Genomic DNA, 22,850 nt, shown 5'->3' with positions numbered 1-22,850 from the left:
GTTTTTGGCTTCCGATTTTCAAAGTAAAATAACGAATATCAGCTAAACGTGATTCAGCATTTTTTCAATTCAATTTAGTGTGACCATAAATGGTTTCTAGCCGCAGACTTTCAAACATTTTTTTCAACAACGGTGATCGCTAAACGTGAAAATTGGACGCACCTGACATCAATAAATAAGAGTTTATATTTTATAATAAGTTACGTGAACAGAAAGTTTATGAGACTAATAGAACGAAGCTCATCGATTCGATGAAATTAGGAACGATGAAAAGAGATAACACTATATATAGCGCACAGGGGTTTTGGTGGGTGATGAAACCTCAAATCCAAATCAACCATCGCCCAAGTTTTGAATCGGTTTAGCAGAGCAAATAAAACAGATTCAAAACTTGGGCTTGGAAATAAACCGCAGCTACGGAAGGATAAAATCCCCAGCGCACCATATACACACCGTTGTGATGCATTAAAAAATGAAGAAACTCTTAGCTATATTATCAACACTCATTATTGGACTGACTACTGCGTGGTACTTCGACATTTGGAATAAACCTGTTGAGACGATTGATGAATTGATAGGAAAGAATTACGACTTTGCCCATAAAATGTATTTTCAGACAGACCCAGACGGACAATACAAAGTGAACGTCAATGACAACCTGAACGAATTTGATGGCGGAATTTTGAATAAAACAGAAATCCTGACTGACTCTATCGTTAACGTCTTTACATGGGACTATACAACCCACAAAAAAACAATTTGGGTTGGACAAACGAAGACAATGAAATATGAAATTATTGATGCAATTCGATACAAAAAAGGAGTTAGGTTTTGAGAATTAAGAGTTACATATTAGTCATTACTTTATTACTTGTAAATACTGCTTTTGGACAAGTACGTGAAAAGGTATCTGAGGCAGAAATAAAAGAAATCATTGAGCTTGCAATAGAATTATCTGAACTTCAGCAATACTTTCATATTGACATAGACTCAACTCGAGTTCCACTAATAATTAAAGAGTTTGGAACAGTAAATTCAAAAAATCTAAATGGACTACAGAAATTTGGACAACAAGTTCAAGTCATGGACGAACTGACCATTAAAGAGAAGAAAATTAATGCTTATTTGAACATTGGTGATTGGACTTATGGTGGAGACAATTTGAGACTGCAAATGGACTATCCAGTTGAAGGAATTACAATAAACATGAGATTAAATAGAATTAACGGACATTGGAAAATTGTTGATTCATTAATTATAGAAGAATAAAAAAACGCACCACAACAACGCATATAGCTTATGGCGGGTGAACGGCTGCTAGCAAGGTTTTCGCTCTGTAGCCAGCTTTGGTCTCGGTGGACAGGAAAGTGCTTCGAAACCGCCACAAGCCATATGCAAACCGTTGGCACACATTAAAAATGATAACAGGAAAAGTCAAAATACAAGGAACGGACATTTACATTTCGACCGGACTTCTAAAAAAAGACCTATCGGTGATTCATGTATTTGACTTTAAGGAAGCTCAACCAACAATCAGAGTCTTCGAGAATGAAAAATTAAAGCGAGAATACTTCCTCGAAACATTAACTGAAAATCCAGATTTGTCCAATCAGTTTTTTCACTGCTCAATTCGAATACTAAAAAATAGTGCTGTAATGATTGACGGCATTATTTCTAAAGACTCCAACGATTGTCCAGATTGGACGGAAGACAGCTACGAAGCCATTAGACTTCAACCCTTCTTTCTTTCAGATAATGAAGCCGAAAATAAAAAATTAAAGGGTGCAGGACTCTTCCAAAGAGGACTTCATTTTTCAGGGTCTGTGACTCCAAGCGGAGTTAGAGCTGTATGTATTTGCGACAGTTGTCAAAAGAGTTTTACGCTACAACACTTTCACGCAGGTTTTTCGGAAGCAATGTATTTCTATTCAACTGACAGCAAAAAAACTCTTATTGTTCCTATTGAACAAATTCAAAATATGCCGTCTCAATTACAAGAAAAAGTTGACCAGAAAACATTGAATAGAATTGAAAAACTATTGGCTAAATCCACAAGTGGGTACGGAGATTTCAAATACTATAATTCCTTTAAATGTCCCCATTGTGGGTCGCCATTTATTGATTTTGAAAAACACGAAGACATTAGACCAACTGAGTACTATGGGAATCGACTAATAAACCAAGAGTTTGAACAATTTGAAAACAAATAAAACGTGTGCCAACAAGGTGTATAGCCAATAGGGCATTTAGTGATAAATTGAAAGTCCTATTCTTTGAGCAGGCAACGCCAAAACAAAGTTTTGACATTTAACAAAAAAAATAAAAGTAAAAACGTTTGTTTTGGCTTGGTGGCAAACCGAAAGTGAATTGCTTCGAATCTGCCCTACTGTCCATACACAGACCGTTGTGTGCAAAAGCAGGGAAAGACTACAGATTAACTTTAAACGATATAAAATGAAAAACGGAATTATTTTGATTTTAGTAATTTCATTGTTTGGATGTAATTCTACAATTAATCAGAACGACTATTTAAGGAAAGTATCTGAAAATTTAGACCAAATTAAATCAGCATCATATTTTTCAACACAGGTATCTAGTGCACCAGAAGATACAGCAAGGTTTACAGAACCGTATGAATTATTTTATAAAATTTTCATTAACCCATTAGACACTTTAGTCGGTTCTAGTTCGATGACTTTTTCCGCTGAGGACACAACAAATATGACAGATTTCTATGATGGAAAGGTTCGAGGAAAAGTAAATTGGGAGGAGCAATATGTGAAAATCGATAGTTTTAAACATCACCCATACCCTTTCAGACTTGTTCATTATCCATTTTATACAAAGATTAATGAGATAATAAAGTATACATTGACTACAACAGATAGCATACAAACTAATTTTAAAGATTTTGGTGACTCTATTTATTTTTGTTTAAGAATTATCAATAAACATGTTTATTTCCATATCAAGCCTATTGATATTAAGAATGAATACATTCCCGAAGATGAAATTTCTCAATTTGACGTTTGGTTTAATAAACAAGACGATATGCCATATAGAATGAGAAGCAAATGGCACCATACGACAATTTTTGAAGCCTGTAGTAAGCCAAAATTTAACTTGAGTAAAGATACTGCCTTAATTGTAAGCAATTATTTCCCTTCCTATTTTGAGGTTCGCTATGTTGACCCTTATGCCCCAAACCAAGTCGAACAAAAAGAGGAATTAGAAGGCAAAATTGCCCCAGATTGGATATTAAAAGATACTGATTTTAATGAGGTTAGTTTAAGTGATTTAAAAAGTAAAGTGTTATTAATTCAATTTACAGGTGTTGGTTGTGGACCTTGCCACCAATCAATTCCTTTTCTTAAAAAACTTGTAGAGGAATACAAAACAAAAGATTTTGAATTTCTAAGTATAGAAACTTGGAGTAATAATATGGTAGGATTAAAAAGATACCAGCAGAAAAATGGATTTAATTTTAGATTTTTAAAATCAACAGATGAAGTAACAAAGTCTTATGTAGTATCTTCTGTTCCTGTATTTTTTGTGATTGATGAAAATCGGATTATAAGAAAGGTGATAAACGGATATAGTAAAGAAGTTTCAGGCAAAGAGATTAAAGAGAGTATTGATAAGTATTTATAAAGCTTCAGCACACAACAATGTGTATAATTCATAAGGGTTTCAGAGGTTTTCAAGCATTTTCACCCGCATCAATTTTGGGTGGTAACTTGATATGTTTGAAGCCCGCAATGCCTTACGAAATCATACACTAAACGTTATCTCTGCTAAAAATAGCGGTCTATCTTGGTTATCAGAATGAAGATATGTGTGATTACTTTAAGGTAAAGTGTTAATAAAAAGTTGTATAACAAGAGTTTATCAAAATTAACTCAGCGTTGATTTGACAATTGAGATGTCGCATAGATCGGGGATTTCAAAAATATCAGATCGACCATAAATGGTTTTTGGCTTCCGATTTTCAAAGTAAGAAAATGAGCAACAGTAAAACGTGATTCATTATTTCTTCAATTCAATTTAGCGTGACCATAAATGGTTTCAAGCCGCCGTCTTTCAAATATTGTTATCAATAACGGTGATCGCAAAACGTTAAAATTGGACGCACCTGACATCAATAAATAGGAACTTGAATTTTATAATAAGTTACGTTGAGAAACAGTTGATTAGATTAATTGAATACCTTAATGAAATTAAACTCATCGATTCGATGAAATTGGGACGATGACAAAGAGATAACACTATATATAGCGCACAGGGGTTTTGGTGGGTGATGAAACCTCAAATTCAAATCAGCCATCGCCCAAGTTTTGAATCGATTTAGCAAAGCAAATAAAACAGATTCAAAACTTGGGCTTGGAAATAAACCGCCAGCTTCGGCAGTATAAAATCCCCAGCGCACCATATACACACCGTTGTTCCCAATCCACGTCAGTCATCAGATTTCAAAAATCTGAACGACACGAGGATACCAAAATTTCAATCATCGCGAATATCAAATAGCGATCCAAAAGTAAGAATGCTTAGGAGAAACAGTAATGGAAAACTTGATTGATAGGAGAGGAGTAAACTCATATGCTTCAGACGTATCAATAACTAAAATTGCTTCGACTACAACAGGGATTTTGGTCAAGAATATAGAAGGGGAGTTAATCTTTGGCATTAGTTAACGGACAAAATCAAAATAGATTGAAAACACAGCCGTTTGGTAATTGATTTAGTGAAATGAATAGCGAGTTGTAATGTAGTTGAAAGATGCAACAACGAAAATCGGTATAACAAAATCATAGTCTTTAAGCAAGACGAAAAGACAAGGAACAACACTATATATAGCGCACAGGGGTTTTGGTGGGTGATGAAACCTCAAATCCAAATCAACCATCGCCCAAGTTTTGAATCGATTTAGCTGAGTAAAGAAAACAGATTCAAAACTTGGGCTTGGAAATAAATCGCCAGCTTCGGAAGAATAAAATCCCCAGCGCACCATATACACACCGTTGTTCCCAATCCACGTCAGTTATCAGATTTCAACAATCAGAACGAAACAAGGCTACCAGAATTTCAATCATCGCGAATATCAAATAGCGATCCCACGGTAAGAATGCTTAGGAGAAACAGTAATGGAAAACTTGATTGATAGGAGAGGAGCAGACTCAAATGTTTCGGACGTTTCAATAACTAAAATTGACTTGACTACAACAAGGATTTTGGTCAAGAATATAGAAGGGGAGTTAATCTTTGGCATTTGTTAACTGACAAAATCAAAATAGATTGAAAACACAGCCGTTTGATAATTGATTTGGTGAAATGAATAGCGCGTTGTAATGTTGTTGAAAGATGCAACAACGAAAATCGATATAACAAAATCATAGTCTTGAGGCAAGACGAAAAGACAAGGAACAACACTATATATAGCGCACAGGGGTTTTGGTGGGTGATGAAACCTCATATTCAGATCAGCCATCGCCCAAGTTTTGAATCGATTTAGCAAAGCAAATAAAACAGATTCAAAACTTGGGCTTGGAAATAAACCGCTAGCTTCGGAAGGATAAAATCCCCAGCGCACCATATACACACCGTTGGGCAACATTAAAAAAAGATATACATGGCATATGATTGGACAATGTTTTTTGATGAGTTTGGTGGAGAATTACACCAGTCCTTCAAGAAAGAATTGAGTCAACAACTATTGGAAAAAGGTGATAACACTGGAATTAAACAATTTCAAAAACACAATTTTCAACTAATGGTTGGCATGATACCTATGGACATCCGAAAAGAAAAGGACAAAGTTATAGCCACTATTGAGTTTATAACTCCAACTTCATGGTCTATACCAACAACTATAAGTTGGAAGACTAATCAAATAGGACTTGAACTTGAACTTGCTCACAAAAGTGAAGTATCTTCTGACTCAATTGATTTTAAATGGGAGGACGAATCGTTAAAAGACAAAGTAGAACCTCATATTGCACCTTATAAAAAAAGTAAAGCAGAAAAAAATGGATTCGGGTTTAATGCGGAATATTTCTACCTATTGATTCCCGATGTTGAATTAGAAGTATTTTTTAAAGCGGACGTACCTGAAGAAACCATTAACTCTATGAACGACTTTCTTCAAGATTTTCACCGTGTATGGAATAAGGATAAAAAAGGGAAAGAGATTGAGTTTATATCGAGTCTGACCAAAAGTGATGCTCACTACTCTGTTGTAATGGATATTGGTCTAAAAAACACAGTTCGAATCATTAATGAATTGCTAAAATCAATTGGCGAAAAATACAGCCATGTTATAGAAAAGGTTAAAATAAAATAACGTTGCCCAACAAAGTGTATAGCCAATAGGGCGTTTGGAGATAAATTGAAAGACCTGTTCTTTGAGCAGGCAACGCCAAAACAAAGTTTTGACGTTTAACAAAAAGAAAATTAAAAGCAAAAACGTTTGTTTTGGCTTAGTGGTAAACCGAAAGTGAAGTGCTTCGAATCTGCCCTACTGTCCATACACAGAACGTTATCTCTGCTAAAAATAGCGGGCTATTTTGGTTGTCAGAATGAACATATGAGTGAAAACTATAAAGTAAAGTGTTAATAAATAGAAGTATAACAAGAGTTTATCAAAATTAACTCAGCGTTGATTTGACAATTGCGGTGTCGCATGGATTGGGAATTTCAAAAAATATTAGATCGACCATAAATGGTTTTTGACTTCCGATTTTCAATGCAGAAAAACGAACAACAGCTAAACGTGATTCAGCATTTATTCAATTCAATTTAGCGTGACCATAAATGGTTTCAAGCCGCAGACTTTCAAACATTTTTTTCAACAACGGTGATCGCTAAACGTGAAAATTGGACGCACCTGACATCAATAAATAAGAGTTTATATTTATAATAAGTTACGTGAACAGAAAGTTTATGAGAATAATAGAACGAAACTCATCGATTCGATGAAATTAGGAACGATGAAAAGAGATAACACTATATATAGCGCACAGGGGTTTTGGTGGGTGATGAAACCTCAAATCCAAATCAACCATCGCCCAAGTTTTGAATCGGTTTAGCAGAGCAAATATAACAGATTCAAAACTTGGGCTTGGAAATAAACCGCCAGCTTCGGAAGGATAAAATCCCCAGCGCACCATATACACACCGTTGTAGCACATTAAACCAAAATCGCGTGAAAAGAATGAATACCTACATAATCATTGGAGTTTTAGGATTAATTGGAATAATTGTCTTGGTTAGCTGGAATTCAAAACAGAATTCAAATAAACTCGGAATTGCTGAAAATAAGACTGAACTACGGAATGCTGAAAACCGACATGAAAAGCGAGATTTAAAGCTTACTGTCTCTTATAATTATGGAGAAACCACAAAAACTATATCTGACAAAGCAACAGCGGAAATAATAAAAAGCACAATGAATTCAACAAATTGGAATGAATTTCACATTGTGCAATTGGAAGATGAAAATGTATATAAAGCGTTGCACGTAAGCGGAAGTTTAGGCGATGATGGATTAGCTTCTGGATTTGTGACAGACGATGACCATATTTTATTGGTAAAACCATTAGAAACGGTTGAACAAATGACTGAAATTCTTCTTGACTTTTTAAAAGGAGAAGAAATTTGGCGGAATAAATATGAATATAAATAACGTGCTACAACAATGGCTATAAACAATTGCTATTACAGGCTTATCCTGAAAATTCCGCAGGAATTTTCAGCTTCTCGTGTACTTGCAAAAGTCCGCGCTAAACCACGCAACTGTTCATAGCCGAGACCGTTATCTCTGCTAAAAATAGCGGTCTATTTTGGTTGTCAGAATGAACATATGCTTGAATACTTTAAGGTAAAGTGTTAATAAATAAAAGTATAACAAGAGTTTGTCAAAATTAGCTCAGCGTTAATTTGACAATTGCGGCGTAGGTAGGATTGGGAATTTCAAAAATATTAGATTGACCATAAATGGTTTTTGGCTTCTTATTTTCAAAGCAGAAAAACGAACAACAGCAAAACGTGATTCAGCATTTTTTCAATTCAATTTAGCGTGACCATAAATGGTTTCAAGCTGCAGACTTTCAAACATTTTTTTCAACAACGGTGATCGCTAAACGCTAAAATTGGACGCACCTGACATCAATAAATCTGAACCTATATTTTATAATAAGTTACGTGAACAGAAAGTTGATTAGACTAATAGAACAAAACTCATCGATTCGATGAAATTAGGAACGATGAAAAAGAGATAACACTATATATAGCGCACAGGGGTTTCGGTGGGTGGTGAAACCTCAAATCCAAATCAGCCATCGCCCAAGTTTTGAATCGATTTAGCAGAGCAAATAAAACAGATTCAAAACTTGGGCTTGGATTAGACCGCGAACTTCGGAAGGATAAAATCCCCAGCGCACCATATACACACCGTTACCCACAATTATGAAAAAAATACTGCTGACATTAATAATCTGCCTTTTGAGTCTAATGAATTATGCTCAAGAAAAGGTTACGTCCGAATTAGAAAAGGCATATGGAGAAGAAAAATACGATTTGATTATTTCCGAGCATTCTGATAAAGTGAAGGAATATCCTGCAAAAGCGATTTACTATGTTGCTATGGCTTATCATATGAAAGCAAATGACAACAAAGTGTTGGAATTAATGGATTTATCAATTCAAAAGGACAAAACGGACCCTGACACATATTTTATTAAGGGAATGACTTTTAATTATATGGGACAATTCGACAAAGCAGTTGAATCTTTCAATAAAGCAATCGAATTAGATTCTACAAACTCAAATTACTTCAGCGGTTTAGGAGATTCATATGTTAACCAAGAAAAACACAAAGATGCGCTAACAGCTTATACAACTGCAACCGAAAAAAACGAGCCGATTGACCGTCCATTTACAATGATTCCACAAATCTATGCGGAACTGAATCAACCTGAAAAGGCTTTAGAAGCTTTCTATATATCAAAACAAACCATATCAAAGGAATCTGATTCTTATATAAACGCATTGTATAATATCGGACTTTACGAGTTTCTAAATAAGGAATTTGAAAAATCCGAAATTGCTTTTAAAGAACTAATTGAATTAGTTCCAAATGATTATCATTCAATTTCAAAGTTAATACAAGTTTATTATGGGAAAAAAGAATATGGAAAAGCGAATCCTCTAAAAGAAAAATTATATCAGGCTTATAATCAAGGTACACTCAAAGACAATTTGAAAGACCAATTTTGCTTTGACCAATTTGATTGGGAAGATAAATACATTTTTGCGGTTGAAAGGTTTGCCGAAAAAGAGGGGAAACTTTATTACAAGCACATTTTTCACGTAACGAACAAAGAAAGTGGAAAAACTGAATTTACTATTCAAACAGAGAATTCCCCAATTTCGGTCGAGTTAGGTGGACCAAAATATGTACTTGGAATGGACAAAAACGGAACTCATTCAACTTTTAGATATGGATTTGAAGAGGACTTTAATTATGAGGATTTGAAAAAAACTGTAATTCTTATTCTTGAAGAGAAAATTAAAGCTGGAGCGAGTTCAAGACCAACTAAAAAGAATAAATAACTGTGGGTAACAATAGCTATAAGTAATTGCTTGTTCTCGCCTACCTCTGAAAATCCTCACGTATTTTCAGCTTGGTATGTACTTGCAAAGTTAAGTGCTAACCCACGCAACTACTCATAGCCGAGACCGTTGCCCACAATTTACCTAATTGGAATACCAAATACTGATAATTTTAGTCATAGCATCAAGTTTAATTTTATGCTCGTGGTCTCGCACACAAATTGGAAACTTTCTTTATTTGGGAATGGTTATAGGACTGGCTTTAACCGTAATTCAATTGGTATGGAGCGTTAGTAGTGGGATTAATATGTTTTACATTGGCATATTTTTACTCATGCCTAATTACTTTTTCTCTTGTGAATACTCAAAAAGTGAGAAAATGATGCTGTTTTTGTTATTGATACCAACGAATATATACCACTTATTTCTTTTTCAGCATTACCCTATTTATGGAATAATTAAGGTAATGCCAATAATTGCTATTTCGGTATATGCATTTGTTATTTCACGAAAAGAATTAAAAAGCGAATTAAAAATACTAACATTAATTATAGCGGAGATAACTTTATCCTTGATGACTTAAAACTGTGGGCAACAATGTGTATTAGTAATGCGGGTAAAGTGCTAATAATAAATTGTTTTATATATATATGCAACAGATTTGGTTGATAGTTTGGTACTTAAATACCCCGCATAACTCATACACGGACCGTTGTGGGTAATGTAAAATGACGAACGAACAGCACATATTAAGACTGATTCAAAGCCATAAGGAATTGGAGCATTTCGACTATTCTAAAGCGGTTGATTGGGCTATTGACCTAATCCGACAAGGAAAAGATACTGACAATGTGTTAATGCTTGCTTCATTTTCTGAACCTATTGACAGGTTTGAAATCAGACCCTATGTTACCAATGTTCTAAACGACTTAGGACTTGAAGAACTCGACTATAAAAGTGCTGTGATTGCAGAAACGCATTACCACTTGAACGCAATTCTAAACGACCGTGAGATAAGAACGAACTTACAGTCTCTCTACCAACTTTGCGTGGACAATGACTATGAATCGGGACTTATGAACTTCTATCTGATTTACCACGGATGGGACGAACTCGAAGAAATTGGCGTGAACTATTACTTTGAAGGAGCGGACTTAGACAACATCGAAGAGGTCCTTAAAAAGGAAGCAAGAAAGTGGATTGACAAATATGTTCATGGAATTGAAGTTGAATCAGACGAACAAGAACGAACAGAAGAAAAAGAAAAAACACTACCCACAACAACGGCTATAAGCAAGCGGGCGGCCAGTGCTAAAAGAAACGATAAAACTTTTAAAAAACTATGGTCACGGCTGACAGGAAAGTAGCTTTTAAGCCCGCCTGCTCATAGCTAAACCGTTGTGCGGCAGCTAAAAAAAACAGACACCTAAGAATTAATAATGGGATTCGGATTTAATTTATTCTTCATTTTCATTCTTGTCCCATTGACAGGAATTCTATTGATAGCTTGGCTTCTATCGAGAAAACTTTGGATAGGAAAAATACTAGGATTTATTTGGCTCGGAATTTTTGGACTTGCACTACTGTCAGGAATTGTTCAATGGTTGACTTCAAAGACAGAATTGGACAAGGATGATTACTATGGAGAATATGTTATTAATCGGGACTATTTCAAAGGCGAACAGACTGATTGGCAATACAACCATTTTCGTTTTGAAATAACTGACGAAGACTCAATTTTCTTCTATGTGACTGACAAAGAGAAAATATTGAAAACTTATCGTGGGACAATTAAAACGACAACACCTTACAGTTCGGCTCGATTGATAATTGAAATGGATCAACCGACACACCATATTATGACAAGTAATCCGACAACTTACAGAAGTGCGTGGGACTTCTACTTGGTTTTTAAGTCGCCAAAAATTTACAACGTATTTTTCGAAAAAGGAAAATGGAAACCAATAGACTGAAAAAATAAAAGCCGACCGCACAACAACGGCTATACGTAATGCGGGTTTTGGTGCTAAATTGAAAGTAAATGAATATTAACAAACATATCGGTAAGCGGACAGTGAAGTGCTCTTTAATCACGCACTACGCATAGCCAAACCGTTGTGCGTCATTTAAGAAAAAGTGTGAGATACAAGAAAATTAGAGGTTTAAAAAGAAAGGTTGATAAAATTCAGAATTGGATTGATGAATACTTGGACTTGAATATTGAACAGTTATCTGAATATAAATATCAATACTCAAAAGTTTACGTCTATCCTTGGTGTAATTTGACTTTAACCGATAGCGAAATTCCCGAACCAAAAGGTATGGCAAAAAAGGAAATACTAAACGGACTTGAAAAAATCTATGACGGTTGGAAAACTGAATTAGAAAAATTAAACAGACCATATTATTTGAAAATATGGCTTTACGAGCCTAGGGTTTCAAAATCTCAAGTAGTATGTGCCATTGACGAAAAAATTGATTATTACGAAAACATATTTGAGAAAGCGGATTTTGAAGAAAATAGTTCGTCATTCACCAATCAATTAAATTCTGATTTTAAATGGCAACCGAATATTGACGAAGAACCTTATTGGGAAAGTGATTTACTTTGGCCAGTTGATCAGTACGAAAGAATAGAAGACAGTTATTCGGACAGAAGGATTTTGAATAAACTGAAAAAAGGGAATTTTAAGAATAAAGAAATTGACAGTCCAAATGGAAATAAGGACACGATTTATTTCTTACCAAAAGGGAAAATTTGGGTTGGAGAAAAATAAAAAACGCACGCACAACAATGGCTATAAGTAATTGCTTGTTCTCGCCTACTTCTGAAAATCCTCGCGAATTTTCAGTTTGGTGTGTACTTGCAAAGTTAAGTGCTTACCCACGCAACTACTCATAGCCGAGACCGTTAGCGGCAAGCTAAAATGACGAACGAACAGATAAAATATTCGATTGAAACAGGTGAAATAAAACTTGGAAATTGGGACAAATTCACCCATTACGGAATAGTTGGTTTTCTATTCTTCATCCCAGCTATGTTTATTTTTTTTCATTTACAAGACTATTTTCAAGGAACACCGAGACCTTTTAGAGAAGGAGAAATATGGTTTATGATTGTTCCTTCACTACTTGGTCTGCTATTTTATAGACTTCAAAGGAATCGGCTAAAATTCAAATCAATAAACACTAATTTGACACGAGAAGAATTCGACCCAATAATTGGTAAAGTCGCTAATGAACTTGAATGGTCGCCCTATTTGGTGAACAAAAAAATAATAATCGCCAAGACTCACCCAAGTTTCTTTTCGGGAAGTTGGGGAGAACAAATAACAATTTTGTTCGACACGAATAGAATCTTGGTTAATAGCATTTGTGACCCTGACAAAAGAAGTTCGGTAGTCTCAATGGGACGGAATAAGCAGAATATGAATAGATTAATCGAAGAAATAAAAAAAGCCAGCCGCTAACAACGCATATAGCTTATGGCGGGTGAACGGCTAACAACAAGGTTTTCACTCCGTAGCAAGCTTTGGTTTTTGTGGACAAAAAAAGTACTTCGAAACCGCCACAAGCCATATGCAAACCGTTGTAGCACATTAAAAAAATGACAGAAAGCGAATTCATAGACTATTGGAATAAGGAATATCCGGAATCGTTTCCAATCAATCACGAATTAAAATGGATATATCCCGACAGATGGTTTAGGATTCATAGTTTGCCTGAGTCAAAACGATATGCCGAATCTGCGGACGAGTACAGAATCATACTTGATCGACAAAACCAATTGATTAATGACCTGATTGGAGAAGAATCAGAAGTAGCAATTTCTTTCGGGCTTTACACAAACGACATAGCCAATGACAATTACAAAGAATTAACTGACTTTGGAGAATTTCTAAAAGTATTAACCATTGACTTACACAAGGAAAGACCTGAAGAATATGAAGATGAAATGTTCTTTGATATTTACGTAAAGACTGAAAATTGGAAAAACGGAAACAGAGATGAAATTCTCAAAGCGATTGCTGATGATGAAATAAGAGCAATGTTTGTCAGTCCATCAAAGAAATGTGTGATTGCACCTTATGACGGTGGAGTTGACGTGATTGTTAACACCACCGAAAATAGAGACAAACTAAAGGCTAAATACAAGGATTGGCTTTCTGACATAGAAGATGGAATGTAAAAAAATAAATAAAAACGTGCTACAACAACGCATATAGCTTATGGCGGGTGAACGGCTGCTAGCAAAATTTTCCCCTCACAGCCAGCTTTGGTTTCGGTGGACAGGAAAGTGCTTCGAAACCGCCACAAGCCATATGCAAACCGTTGTTCCCAATCCACGTCGGTCATCATATTTCAACAAACAGAACGAAACGAGGATACCAAAATTTCAATCATCATCAAAACGAAGCAGTGATTCAACAGTAGTAGAAAACTGGATTGGTAGGAGAGGAGCAGACTCAAATGCTTCAGACGTATCAAAAATTAAAATTGACTCGACTACAACAGGGATTTGGCTCAAGAATATAGAAGGGGGGTAATCCTTAGCATTTGTTAACTGACAAAATCAAAATAGATTGAAAAGACAGCCGTGTGATAATTGATTGGGTGAAAAGATTAGCGGGTTGTAATGTTGTTGAAAGATGCAACAATGAAAATCGATATAACAAAATCATAGTCTTAAAGCAAGACGAAAAGACAAGGAACAACACTATATATGGCGCACAGGGGTTTTGGTGGGTGATGAAACCTCAAATCCAAATCGGCCATCGCCCAAGTTTTGAATCGATTTAGCAGAGTAAAGAAAACAGATTCAAAACTTGGGCTTGGATTAGACCGCGAACTTCGGAAGGATAAAATCCCCAGCGCACCATATACACACCGTTATCTCTGCTAAAAATAGCGGTCTCTCTTGTTTATCAGAATTAAGATATGCGTGAATACTTTAAGGTAAAGTGTTAATAAATAGAAGTATAACAAGAGTTTGTCAAAATTAACTCAGCGTTGATTTGAAAATTGGGGTGTCGGAAGGGTTGGGAATTTCAAGAATATTAGATTGACCATAAATGGTTTTTGACTTCCGATTTTCAAAGTAAAAAAATGAGCAACAGTAAAAGGTGATTCATTATTTCTTCAATTCAATTTAGCGTGACCATAAATGGTTTCAAGCCGCCGTCTTTCAAATATTGTTATCAATAACGGTGAACGCTAAACGTTAAAATTGGACGCACCTGACATCAATAAATCGGAATCTATATTTTATAATAAGTTACGTGAACAGAAAGTTGATGAGACTAATAGAACAAAACTCATCGATTCGATGAAATTAGGAACGATGAAAAGAGATAACACTATATATAGCGCACAGGGGTTTCTGTGAGTGATGAAACCTCAAATCCAAATCAGCCATCGCCCAAGTTTTGAATCGATTTAGCAGAGCAAATAAAACAGATTCAAAACTTGGGCTTGGAAATAATCCGCCAGCTTCAGAAGGATAAAATCCCCAGCGCACCATATACACACCGTTGTTCCCAATCCACGTCGGTCATCAGATTTCAACAATCAGAACGAAACGTGGCTACCAAAATTTCAATCATCGCAAATATCAAATAGCGATCCAACGGTAAGAATGCTTAGGAGAAACAGTAATGGAAAACTTGATTGATAGAAGAGGAGCAAACTCAAATGTCTCGGACGTATCAATAACTAAAATTGCCTCGACTACAACAGGGATTTTGGTCAAGAATATAGAAGGGGAGTTAATCATTGGCATTAGTTAACGGACAAAATCAAAATAGATTGAAAACACAGCCGTTTGGTAATTGATTTGGTGAAATGAATAGCGAGTTGTAATGTTGTTGAAAGATGCAATAACGAAAATCGATATAACAAAATCATAGTCTTACAGGAAGACGAAAAGACAAGGAACAACACTATATATAGCGCACAGGGGTTTCTGTGGGTGATGAAACCTCAAATCCAAATCAACCATCGCCCAAGTTTTGAATCGGTTTAGCAGAGCAAATAAAACAGATTCAAAACTTGGGCTTGGATCATGCCGCGAGCTTCGGAAGGATAAAATTCCCAGCGCACCATATACACACCGTTGCCAGTAATTTGAAAAGAGCATATGGTTACATTAAAAACATTATCAAAATCTGACATTTTTCCATTCTATAGTTGGATTAATGATGATGAAGTGATTAAATATTCTTTATCACTGTTTAGAAAAATTAATTCAGAAAAGGAAATTGAAAACTGGTATTCCGAATTGATGAGAAATGAAAAAGATATTACACTGGGAATATTTTTTGAATCAACAAATGAATTAATTGGATATGCTGGAATTTGTGACATATCTGAGACAAATAAATCGGGTGAGTATTATATTTTTATTGGTGAGAAAAGATTATGGGGAAAAGGAATCGGAACAAAAGTTACTGAACAGATTTTAAAAATAGGATTTAACAATTATAATTTAAACCGAATAATGCTAACAGTATCAGAACCCAATATTGGTGGGCTGAAAGCATATGAAAAATCTGGATTCAAAATAGAAGGACGATTAAGAGAAGCGTCTTTTCGAGACAATGAATTTCACGATAAATTGATTATGTCAATATTAAAATCAGAATGGAATGAAAAACTACTGGCAACAAAAAATATAGTGCATTTGGCAGGTAGTGCTAAAATTGAAAATGATAGCAATAAATAAACATAGTAGTAAACTGAAAACTATTGGTGTTAAAATACCAAACGCACCATATTCAAACCGTTGTAGCCCATAAGAAGATGAAACATTATTACATATGAGAAAGATTTTAGCCTATTTATTTTTAAGCGTAATTGCAATTAATTCATATTCACAGAATCAAGAAATTGACAACAACCTGATTGAGTTAGGAAAGATTTATAGAAACTTCATGTTTCGAAATAACCCTCCCGAGGGGACTGATGAAAAATTGGATAAACTAAAGACAGATAAGTTGAATGTAACAGTTGAGTTTATCAAACAGACGATTACTCCTAAAAACGACCTGACTTCTGAGAGATTTTTACAACTTCCTGACACAACATCTCTAAAATACATTTTTGTAGTTAGACAGATAAACCTAAATATTCGAGAGGAGAATCCTAAAGACAATTATAAATTGATTGCTGATACCTTGAATTCTGACATCAAATATTTTGCTTTAGTTGATAATTACTATGATATGTTATTTAGTGGGATTGGAAATAAGAATCAACCATTTGATTTGACAGCCGTGAATTTTGAATTGAATAGTTATAATCTAAAGAGTGATACCGAAAAAGGGATTTTTTTCTTAAAAGCAATGAGTCTATGCGGCATGACTATTTGGGGGTACATGAATATTGTTAAGCCACCAAACTATAAGGCAGCGATGGAAAAGATTAGCAAATATCCAAAGTTTAATGGACAACCATATTACCAGTATCTTGATTTGAACTTTCCTGACTTTAAGATGAAAATCCTAAAAGATGAAGACGAAATGAGCTATAAAGAATACTTCATTGATAAATACCTTAATACATTGATTTATCATTATATGTGCTTAAATCAGAAAAAGAAATTTAAGGAGCAAAAAATGGATTTAGTATTAGGTTCGATTTTAAAAGAGAAACAGTATTATAAATACTCGAAAAATTATAAAGAGAATCTTGAAAGTTTATTTAAAACTCAGGAATACAAATAATTACGGGCTACAACAATGTGTATAGTGGATAAGGGTTTCAGAGGTTTTCGAGCGGAATCAACCGCATTAATTTCGGGTGGTAACTTGATAGGTTTGAAGCCCGCAATCCCTTACGACACCATACACCGAACGTTGTAGCACATTAAACCAAAATCGCGTGAAAAGAATGAATACCTACATAATCATTGGAGTTTTAGGATTAATTGGAATAATTGTCTTGGTTAGCTGGAATTCAAAACAGAATTCAAATAAACTCGGAATTGCTGAAAATAAGACTGAACTACGGAATGCTGAAAACCGACATGAAAAGCGAGATTTAAAGCTTACTGTCTCTTATAATTATGGAGAAACCACAAAAACTATATCTGACAAAGCAACAGCGGAAATAATAAAAAGCACAATGAATTCAACAAATTGGAATGAATTTCACATTGTGCAATTGGAAGATGAAAATGTATATAAAGCGTTGCACGTAAGCGGAAGTTTAGGCGATGATGGATTAGCTTCTGGATTTGTGACAGACGATGACCATATTTTATTGGTAAAACCATTAGAAACGGTTGAACAAATGACTGAAATTCTTCTTGACTTTTTAAAAGGAGAAGAAATTTGGCGGAATAAATATGAATATAAATAACGTGCTACAACAATGGCTATAAACAATTGCTATTACAGGCTTATCCTGAAAATTCCGCAGGAATTTTCAGCTTCTCGTGTACTTGCAAAAGTCCGCGCTAAACCACGCAACTGTTCATAGCCGAGACCGTTGTGGGTAATGTAAAATGACGAACGAACAGCACATATTAAGACTGATTCAAAGCCATAAGGAATTGGAGCATTTCGACTATTCTAAAGCGGTTGATTGGGCTATTGACCTAATCCGACAAGGAAAAGATACTGACAATGTGTTAATGCTTGCTTCATTTTCTGAACCTATTGACAGGTTTGAAATCAGACCCTATGTTACCAATGTTCTAAACGAATTAGGACTTGAAGAACTCGACTATAAAAGTGCTGTGATTGCAGAAACGCATTACCACTTGAACGCAATTCTAAACGACCGTGAGATAAGAACGAACTTACAGTCTCTCTACCAACTTTGCGTGGACAATGACTATGAATCGGGACTTATGAACTTCTATCTGATTTACCACGGATGGGACGAACTCGAAGAAATTGGCGTGAACTATTACTTTGAAGGAGCGGACTTAGACAACATCGAAGAGGTCCTTAAAAAGGAAGCAAGAAAGTGGATTGACAAATATGTTCATGGAATTGAAGTTGAATCAGACGAACAAGAACGAACAGAAGAAAAAGAAAAAACACTACCCACAACAACGGCTATAAGCAAGCGGGCGGACAGTGCTAAAAGAAACGATAAAACTTTTAAAAAACTATGGTCACGGCTGACAGGAAAGTAGCTTTTAAGCCCGCCTGCTCATAGCTAAACCGTTATCTCTGCTAAAAATAGCGGTCTATCTTGGTTATCAGAATGAAGATATGTGTGATTACTTTAAGGTAAAGTGTTAATAAAAAGTTGTATAACAAGAGTTTATCAAAATTAACTCAGCGTTGATTTGAAAATTGGGGTGTCGGAAGGGTTGGGAATTTCAAAAAATTTAGATTGACCATAAATGGTTTTTGGCTTCCGATTTTCAAAGTAAAATAACGAATATCAGCTAAACGTGATTCAGCATTTTTTCAATTCAATTTAGTGTGACCATAAATGGTTTCTAGCCGCAGACTTTCAAACATTTTTTTCAACAACGGTGATCGCTAAACGTGAAAATTGGACGCACCTGACATCAATAAATAAGAGTTTATATTTTATAATAAGTTACGTGAACAGAAAGTTTATGAGACTAATAGAACGAAGCTCATCGATTCGATGAAATTAGGAACGATGAAAAGAGATAACACTATATATAGCGCACAGGGGTTTTGGTGGGTGATGAAACCTCAAATCCAAATCAACCATCGCCCAAGTTTTGAATCGGTTTAGCAGAGCAAATAAAACAGATTCAAAACTTGGGCTTGGAAATAAACCGCAGCTACGGAAGGATAAAATCCCCAGCGCACCATATACACACCGTTATCTCTGCTAAAAATAGCGGTCTATCTTGGTCATCAGAATGAACATATGCGTGAATACTTTAAGGTAAAGTGTTAATAAATAGAAGTATAACAAGAGTTTGTCAAAATTAACTCAGCGTTGTTTTGAAAATTGGGGTGTCGGAAGGGTTGGGAATTTCAAAAATATTAGATTGACCATAAATGGTTTTTGGCTTCCGATTTACAAAGTAAAAAATCGAATATCAGCTAAACGTGATTCAGCATTTTTTCAATTCAATTTAGTGTGACCATAAATGGTTTCAAGCCGCAGACTTTCATACATTTTTTTCAACAACGGTGATCGCTAAACGTAAAAATTGGACGCACCTAACATCAATAAATCGAAACCTATATTTTATAATAAGTTACGTGAATAGAAAGACGATTAGACTATCAGAACAAAACTCATCGATTCTATGAAATTAGGAACGATGAAAAAGAGATAACACTATATATAGTGCACAGGGGGTTCTGTGGGTGATGAAACCTCAAATCCAAATCAACCATCGCCCAAGTTTTGAATCGGTTTAGCAGAGCAAATATAACAGATTCAAAACTTGGGCTTGGAAATAAACCGCCAGCTTCGGCAGGATCAAATCCCCATCGCACCATATACACACCGTTGTGGGCAATTAAAAAAATATGAACGGAGAGACAATATTTTTAATCGTTTGGGTGATTGTAGCAGCATTCATCCTGACAACTTTCTATAAAAGAGGGAAAAAAGCACTTTCAATATTCCCAGACATCCACTCTGTTCGTGTAGTTTATCGGGACAAATCAGCATCGGGACACTCGAACAAATCTTGGACGACCAAAATGGGAGGTGCAAGAAACGCCTTGGACATAGTTGTGACGGACAAAGAATTATGGCTTAAAAGCATGTTACTTTTTGCCGGCATTGGAAAGCATTACGACTTATTACATAAAGTCTCACTTGACAACATAATAAGGACTGACAGGCAAGGAAGAAAGATCACGGTGGACTTTAAAACAGAAGATGGAAAAGACAAACAAGTAGTATTTATGACCAAACGACCAGACGATTTTTTGAAAGCAATAAAAAAGTAAAAAACTGCCCACAACAAAGCGTATAAAATATGGGGCTGACAATGGTTCAGAGGATTTGGTGCTCTCAAAAAGCAGTAGTGCTCGGTTGACACAGACGAGTTCCAAAGCCCCACATTTCATACGCAGACCGTTATCTCTGCTAAAAATAGCGGTCTATTTTGGTTGTCAGAATGATCATATGCTTGAATACTTTAAGGTAAATTGTTAATAAGTAGAAGTATAACAAGAGTTTATCAAAATTAACTCAGCGTTGATTTGACAATTGCGGTGTCGCATGGATTGGGAATTTCAAAAAATATTAGATCGACCATAAATGGTTTTTGACTTCCGATTTTCAATGCAGAAAAACGAACAACAGCAAAACGTGATTCAGCATTTTTTCAATTCAATTTAGCGTGACCATAAATGGTTTCAAGTCGCATCTTTCCAAATATTGTGGTGAGCAGGAGTGATCGCTAAACGTTAAAATTGGACGCACCTGACATCAATAAATAGGAGTTTATATTTTATAATAAGTTACGTGAACAGAAAGTTTATGAGACTAATAGAACGAATCTCATCGATTCGATGAAATTAGGAACGATGAAAAGAGATAACACTATATATAGCGCACAGGGGTTTTGGTGGGTGATGAAACCTCAAATCCAAATCAACCATCGCCCAAGTTTTGAATCGGTTTAGCAGAGCAAATATAACAGATTCAAAACTTGGGCTTGGAAATAAACCGCCAGCTTCGGAAGGATAAAATCCCCAGCGCACCATATACACACCGTTGTAATGCATTAAAAAAACAGATATGATAAAAATACTAATAGACACTATTTTAAAAACATATTGGATTAATTCAAAAATCAACAATGGGAAAAAATTATACTTTAATAATGTTTTCTTTCCATCATTTTTAGAGAGTGTCAACAACCATTTTATTATATCGGAGCATTATGAATTAAGAGATGCTTTTTCAAAATCTCCCGTTAAAGGATTAATGAACTCTATTTTTAATCCAAATAAATTTTTTTTCAATGCTTTAGATTTATCTGTAGCAATAAATATATCGATTAACGGTTATTGTAATGAAAAGTATGTTAACAATGATGAAATCGTTAACTCTGCTAACTACATATGTGAATTATTAAAAAAGCAAATGTATCAAGACAAGATTATTCGAGAATTATTAAAAGAGTTGGATAAAGATTTAAAGAATTTTGATTTTTACATAGAGAGAGAAAAAATTAAAAAAACTCTCAATGATAAAATTGAAATATTTAAAACATATTTTGGTCGATTTGACGATAAAAATTATTCTAGTGGTGTAAAAGTATATTATCAAGCTAACAATGAAAGTTGGATTAATTGGAAAGATGAAAATTCAATAGACATAAATCATAATTGTGTGGAGTTTGAATCGGGTTTTTTCCTATGTGGTTTTAATTATAAACTATTTTCTGGAGAATCGTTAAAAATCGCAACTAGTGAAAATGGAAAAGAATTTTTTAATCCTCAGAAATATAAATGGGGTGATAATGTTATTTGGGCACAATAAAACGCATTACAACAATGGCTATAAGTAATTGCTTGTTCTCGCCTACTTCCGAAAATCCTAGCTGATTTTCAGCTTGGTGTGTACTTGCAGAGTTAAGTGATAACCCACGCAACTACTCATAGCCGAGACCGTTACACCACATTTGAAAAAAACAATCGAAATAGAAATTAACAAATACGAAAAACCGATTAGAGAACTGGTTGGAAAGTCGATTGCGGAAGTAAATTACTACGAAATAGATTACGGAGAACCTATGTGGAATGAAATTGAATATCACACATTGGATTACGGAATTGAATTAGTTACCTCTGACAAGCTGAATTTCTATTTTGTGTGGGGAAACGAATACACCCAATACGATTTAAAATTCCGAAATGGAACTATATCGGCTGAATTCAGCACAGAAAATGGAGCTAAAAAATACAATGCGACCAACAACCAAAAATGGACTGAACTAATCGGAGCAAAAATCAGCGGAATTGAAAGCTGTTGGTCCTATTGGAGTTTGATTAATGAGGACAAACGAAATTACTATCCGCAAGATGTACGACTTGAATTTGAGAATGGGAAAGAAGTGTGGATTTCTGCTCTCGAAATTAGAGACGGAAGAATAATCGGAATGCAAGACCATTTGACTCTTGTATTCGATAAAAAAACAGCGGAAAAATATAAAATCGGAATAAAAAACGTGGTGTAACAATAGCTATAAACAATTGGGGCGAAAGTGATAAACGAAAGTATAAACATAAAACAAAGGTCTGTGCTAAACCGAAAAGTTAGGGCAAAAATCCCCA

Annotated in this window: 19 protein-coding genes; all 19 read left to right on the top strand. The window is 35.0% G+C overall.

Going from position 1 to position 22,850, the window contains the following annotated elements:
- Positions 1-472 precede the first annotated feature (472 nt).
- Complete coding sequence (locus AABK40_RS18750; protein WP_338398683.1) at positions 473-835, top strand: hypothetical protein; 363 nt, start codon at positions 473-475, stop codon at positions 833-835.
- Positions 832-1,269, top strand: a complete 438-nt coding sequence (locus AABK40_RS18745; protein ID WP_338398682.1) for a hypothetical protein — start codon at positions 832-834, stop codon at positions 1,267-1,269. The genes AABK40_RS18750 and AABK40_RS18745 overlap by 4 nt, the downstream gene beginning before the upstream one ends.
- A gap of 149 nt (positions 1,270-1,418) precedes the next feature.
- On the top strand, positions 1,419-2,210 hold the full coding sequence (locus AABK40_RS18740; RefSeq protein WP_338398743.1) for a hypothetical protein: 792 nt from the start codon (positions 1,419-1,421) through the stop codon (positions 2,208-2,210).
- 244 nt (positions 2,211-2,454) lie between these two features.
- Complete coding sequence (locus tag AABK40_RS18735; RefSeq protein WP_338398742.1) at positions 2,455-3,651, top strand: peroxiredoxin family protein; 1,197 nt, start codon at positions 2,455-2,457, stop codon at positions 3,649-3,651.
- 1,978 nt (positions 3,652-5,629) lie between these two features.
- A complete protein-coding gene (locus tag AABK40_RS18730; protein ID WP_338398677.1) occupies positions 5,630-6,340 on the top strand; it encodes a hypothetical protein in 711 nt (236 codons plus the stop codon).
- An 870-nt stretch (positions 6,341-7,210) separates the two neighbouring features.
- Positions 7,211-7,681 (top strand): hypothetical protein, encoded by a 471-nt coding sequence (locus tag AABK40_RS18725; protein WP_338398735.1) that lies wholly within the window; start codon positions 7,211-7,213, stop codon positions 7,679-7,681.
- Positions 7,682-8,463: 782 nt separating this feature from the next.
- Positions 8,464-9,609 carry a tetratricopeptide repeat protein gene (locus tag AABK40_RS18720; RefSeq protein ID WP_338398741.1) on the top strand — a complete coding sequence of 382 codons (1,146 nt, stop codon included), beginning with the start codon at positions 8,464-8,466 and terminating at the stop codon, positions 9,607-9,609.
- A gap of 728 nt (positions 9,610-10,337) precedes the next feature.
- Entirely contained in the window at positions 10,338-10,976 is a 639-nt protein-coding gene (locus tag AABK40_RS18715) for a hypothetical protein (RefSeq protein WP_338398740.1), read from the top strand.
- Between the two features lie 72 nt (positions 10,977-11,048).
- On the top strand, positions 11,049-11,582 hold the full coding sequence (locus tag AABK40_RS18710) for a hypothetical protein (protein ID WP_338398739.1): 534 nt from the start codon (positions 11,049-11,051) through the stop codon (positions 11,580-11,582).
- A gap of 165 nt (positions 11,583-11,747) precedes the next feature.
- Positions 11,748-12,386, top strand: coding sequence for a hypothetical protein (locus AABK40_RS18705; RefSeq protein WP_338398738.1), 639 nt, complete (start codon positions 11,748-11,750; stop codon positions 12,384-12,386).
- A 150-nt stretch (positions 12,387-12,536) separates the two neighbouring features.
- Positions 12,537-13,079 (top strand): hypothetical protein, encoded by a 543-nt coding sequence (locus tag AABK40_RS18700; RefSeq protein ID WP_338398737.1) that lies wholly within the window; start codon positions 12,537-12,539, stop codon positions 13,077-13,079.
- Between the two features lie 137 nt (positions 13,080-13,216).
- Positions 13,217-13,798: a DUF3885 domain-containing protein gene (locus tag AABK40_RS18695; RefSeq protein ID WP_338398710.1), complete on the top strand. Its 582-nt coding sequence runs from the start codon at positions 13,217-13,219 to the stop codon at positions 13,796-13,798.
- A 1,947-nt stretch (positions 13,799-15,745) separates the two neighbouring features.
- Positions 15,746-16,330, top strand: a complete 585-nt coding sequence (locus AABK40_RS18690) for a GNAT family N-acetyltransferase (RefSeq protein WP_338398736.1) — start codon at positions 15,746-15,748, stop codon at positions 16,328-16,330.
- A 94-nt stretch (positions 16,331-16,424) separates the two neighbouring features.
- Positions 16,425-17,330: a hypothetical protein gene (locus AABK40_RS18685; RefSeq protein ID WP_338398723.1), complete on the top strand. Its 906-nt coding sequence runs from the start codon at positions 16,425-16,427 to the stop codon at positions 17,328-17,330.
- Positions 17,331-17,496: 166 nt separating this feature from the next.
- Complete coding sequence (locus tag AABK40_RS18680) at positions 17,497-17,967, top strand: hypothetical protein (RefSeq protein WP_338398735.1); 471 nt, start codon at positions 17,497-17,499, stop codon at positions 17,965-17,967.
- 145 nt (positions 17,968-18,112) lie between these two features.
- The gene (locus AABK40_RS18675) at positions 18,113-18,751 is read left to right on the top strand and encodes a hypothetical protein (RefSeq protein WP_338398693.1); all 639 of its coding nucleotides are present in this window, start codon (positions 18,113-18,115) and stop codon (positions 18,749-18,751) included.
- Positions 18,752-20,084: 1,333 nt separating this feature from the next.
- Complete coding sequence (locus AABK40_RS18670; protein WP_338398685.1) at positions 20,085-20,513, top strand: hypothetical protein; 429 nt, start codon at positions 20,085-20,087, stop codon at positions 20,511-20,513.
- A gap of 796 nt (positions 20,514-21,309) precedes the next feature.
- Complete coding sequence (locus tag AABK40_RS18665; RefSeq protein ID WP_338398734.1) at positions 21,310-22,056, top strand: hypothetical protein; 747 nt, start codon at positions 21,310-21,312, stop codon at positions 22,054-22,056.
- 142 nt (positions 22,057-22,198) lie between these two features.
- The gene (locus tag AABK40_RS18660) at positions 22,199-22,753 is read left to right on the top strand and encodes a hypothetical protein (RefSeq protein WP_338398733.1); all 555 of its coding nucleotides are present in this window, start codon (positions 22,199-22,201) and stop codon (positions 22,751-22,753) included.
- The last annotated feature ends 97 nt before the right edge of the window (positions 22,754-22,850 follow it).

The sequence above is a fragment of the Persicobacter psychrovividus genome, assembly GCF_036492425.1.
Lineage (GTDB): Bacteria > Bacteroidota > Bacteroidia > Cytophagales > Cyclobacteriaceae > Persicobacter > Persicobacter psychrovividus.
Note: the sequence above shows the minus strand (reverse complement) of the source record. Positions and strands in the feature narration are given on the sequence as shown.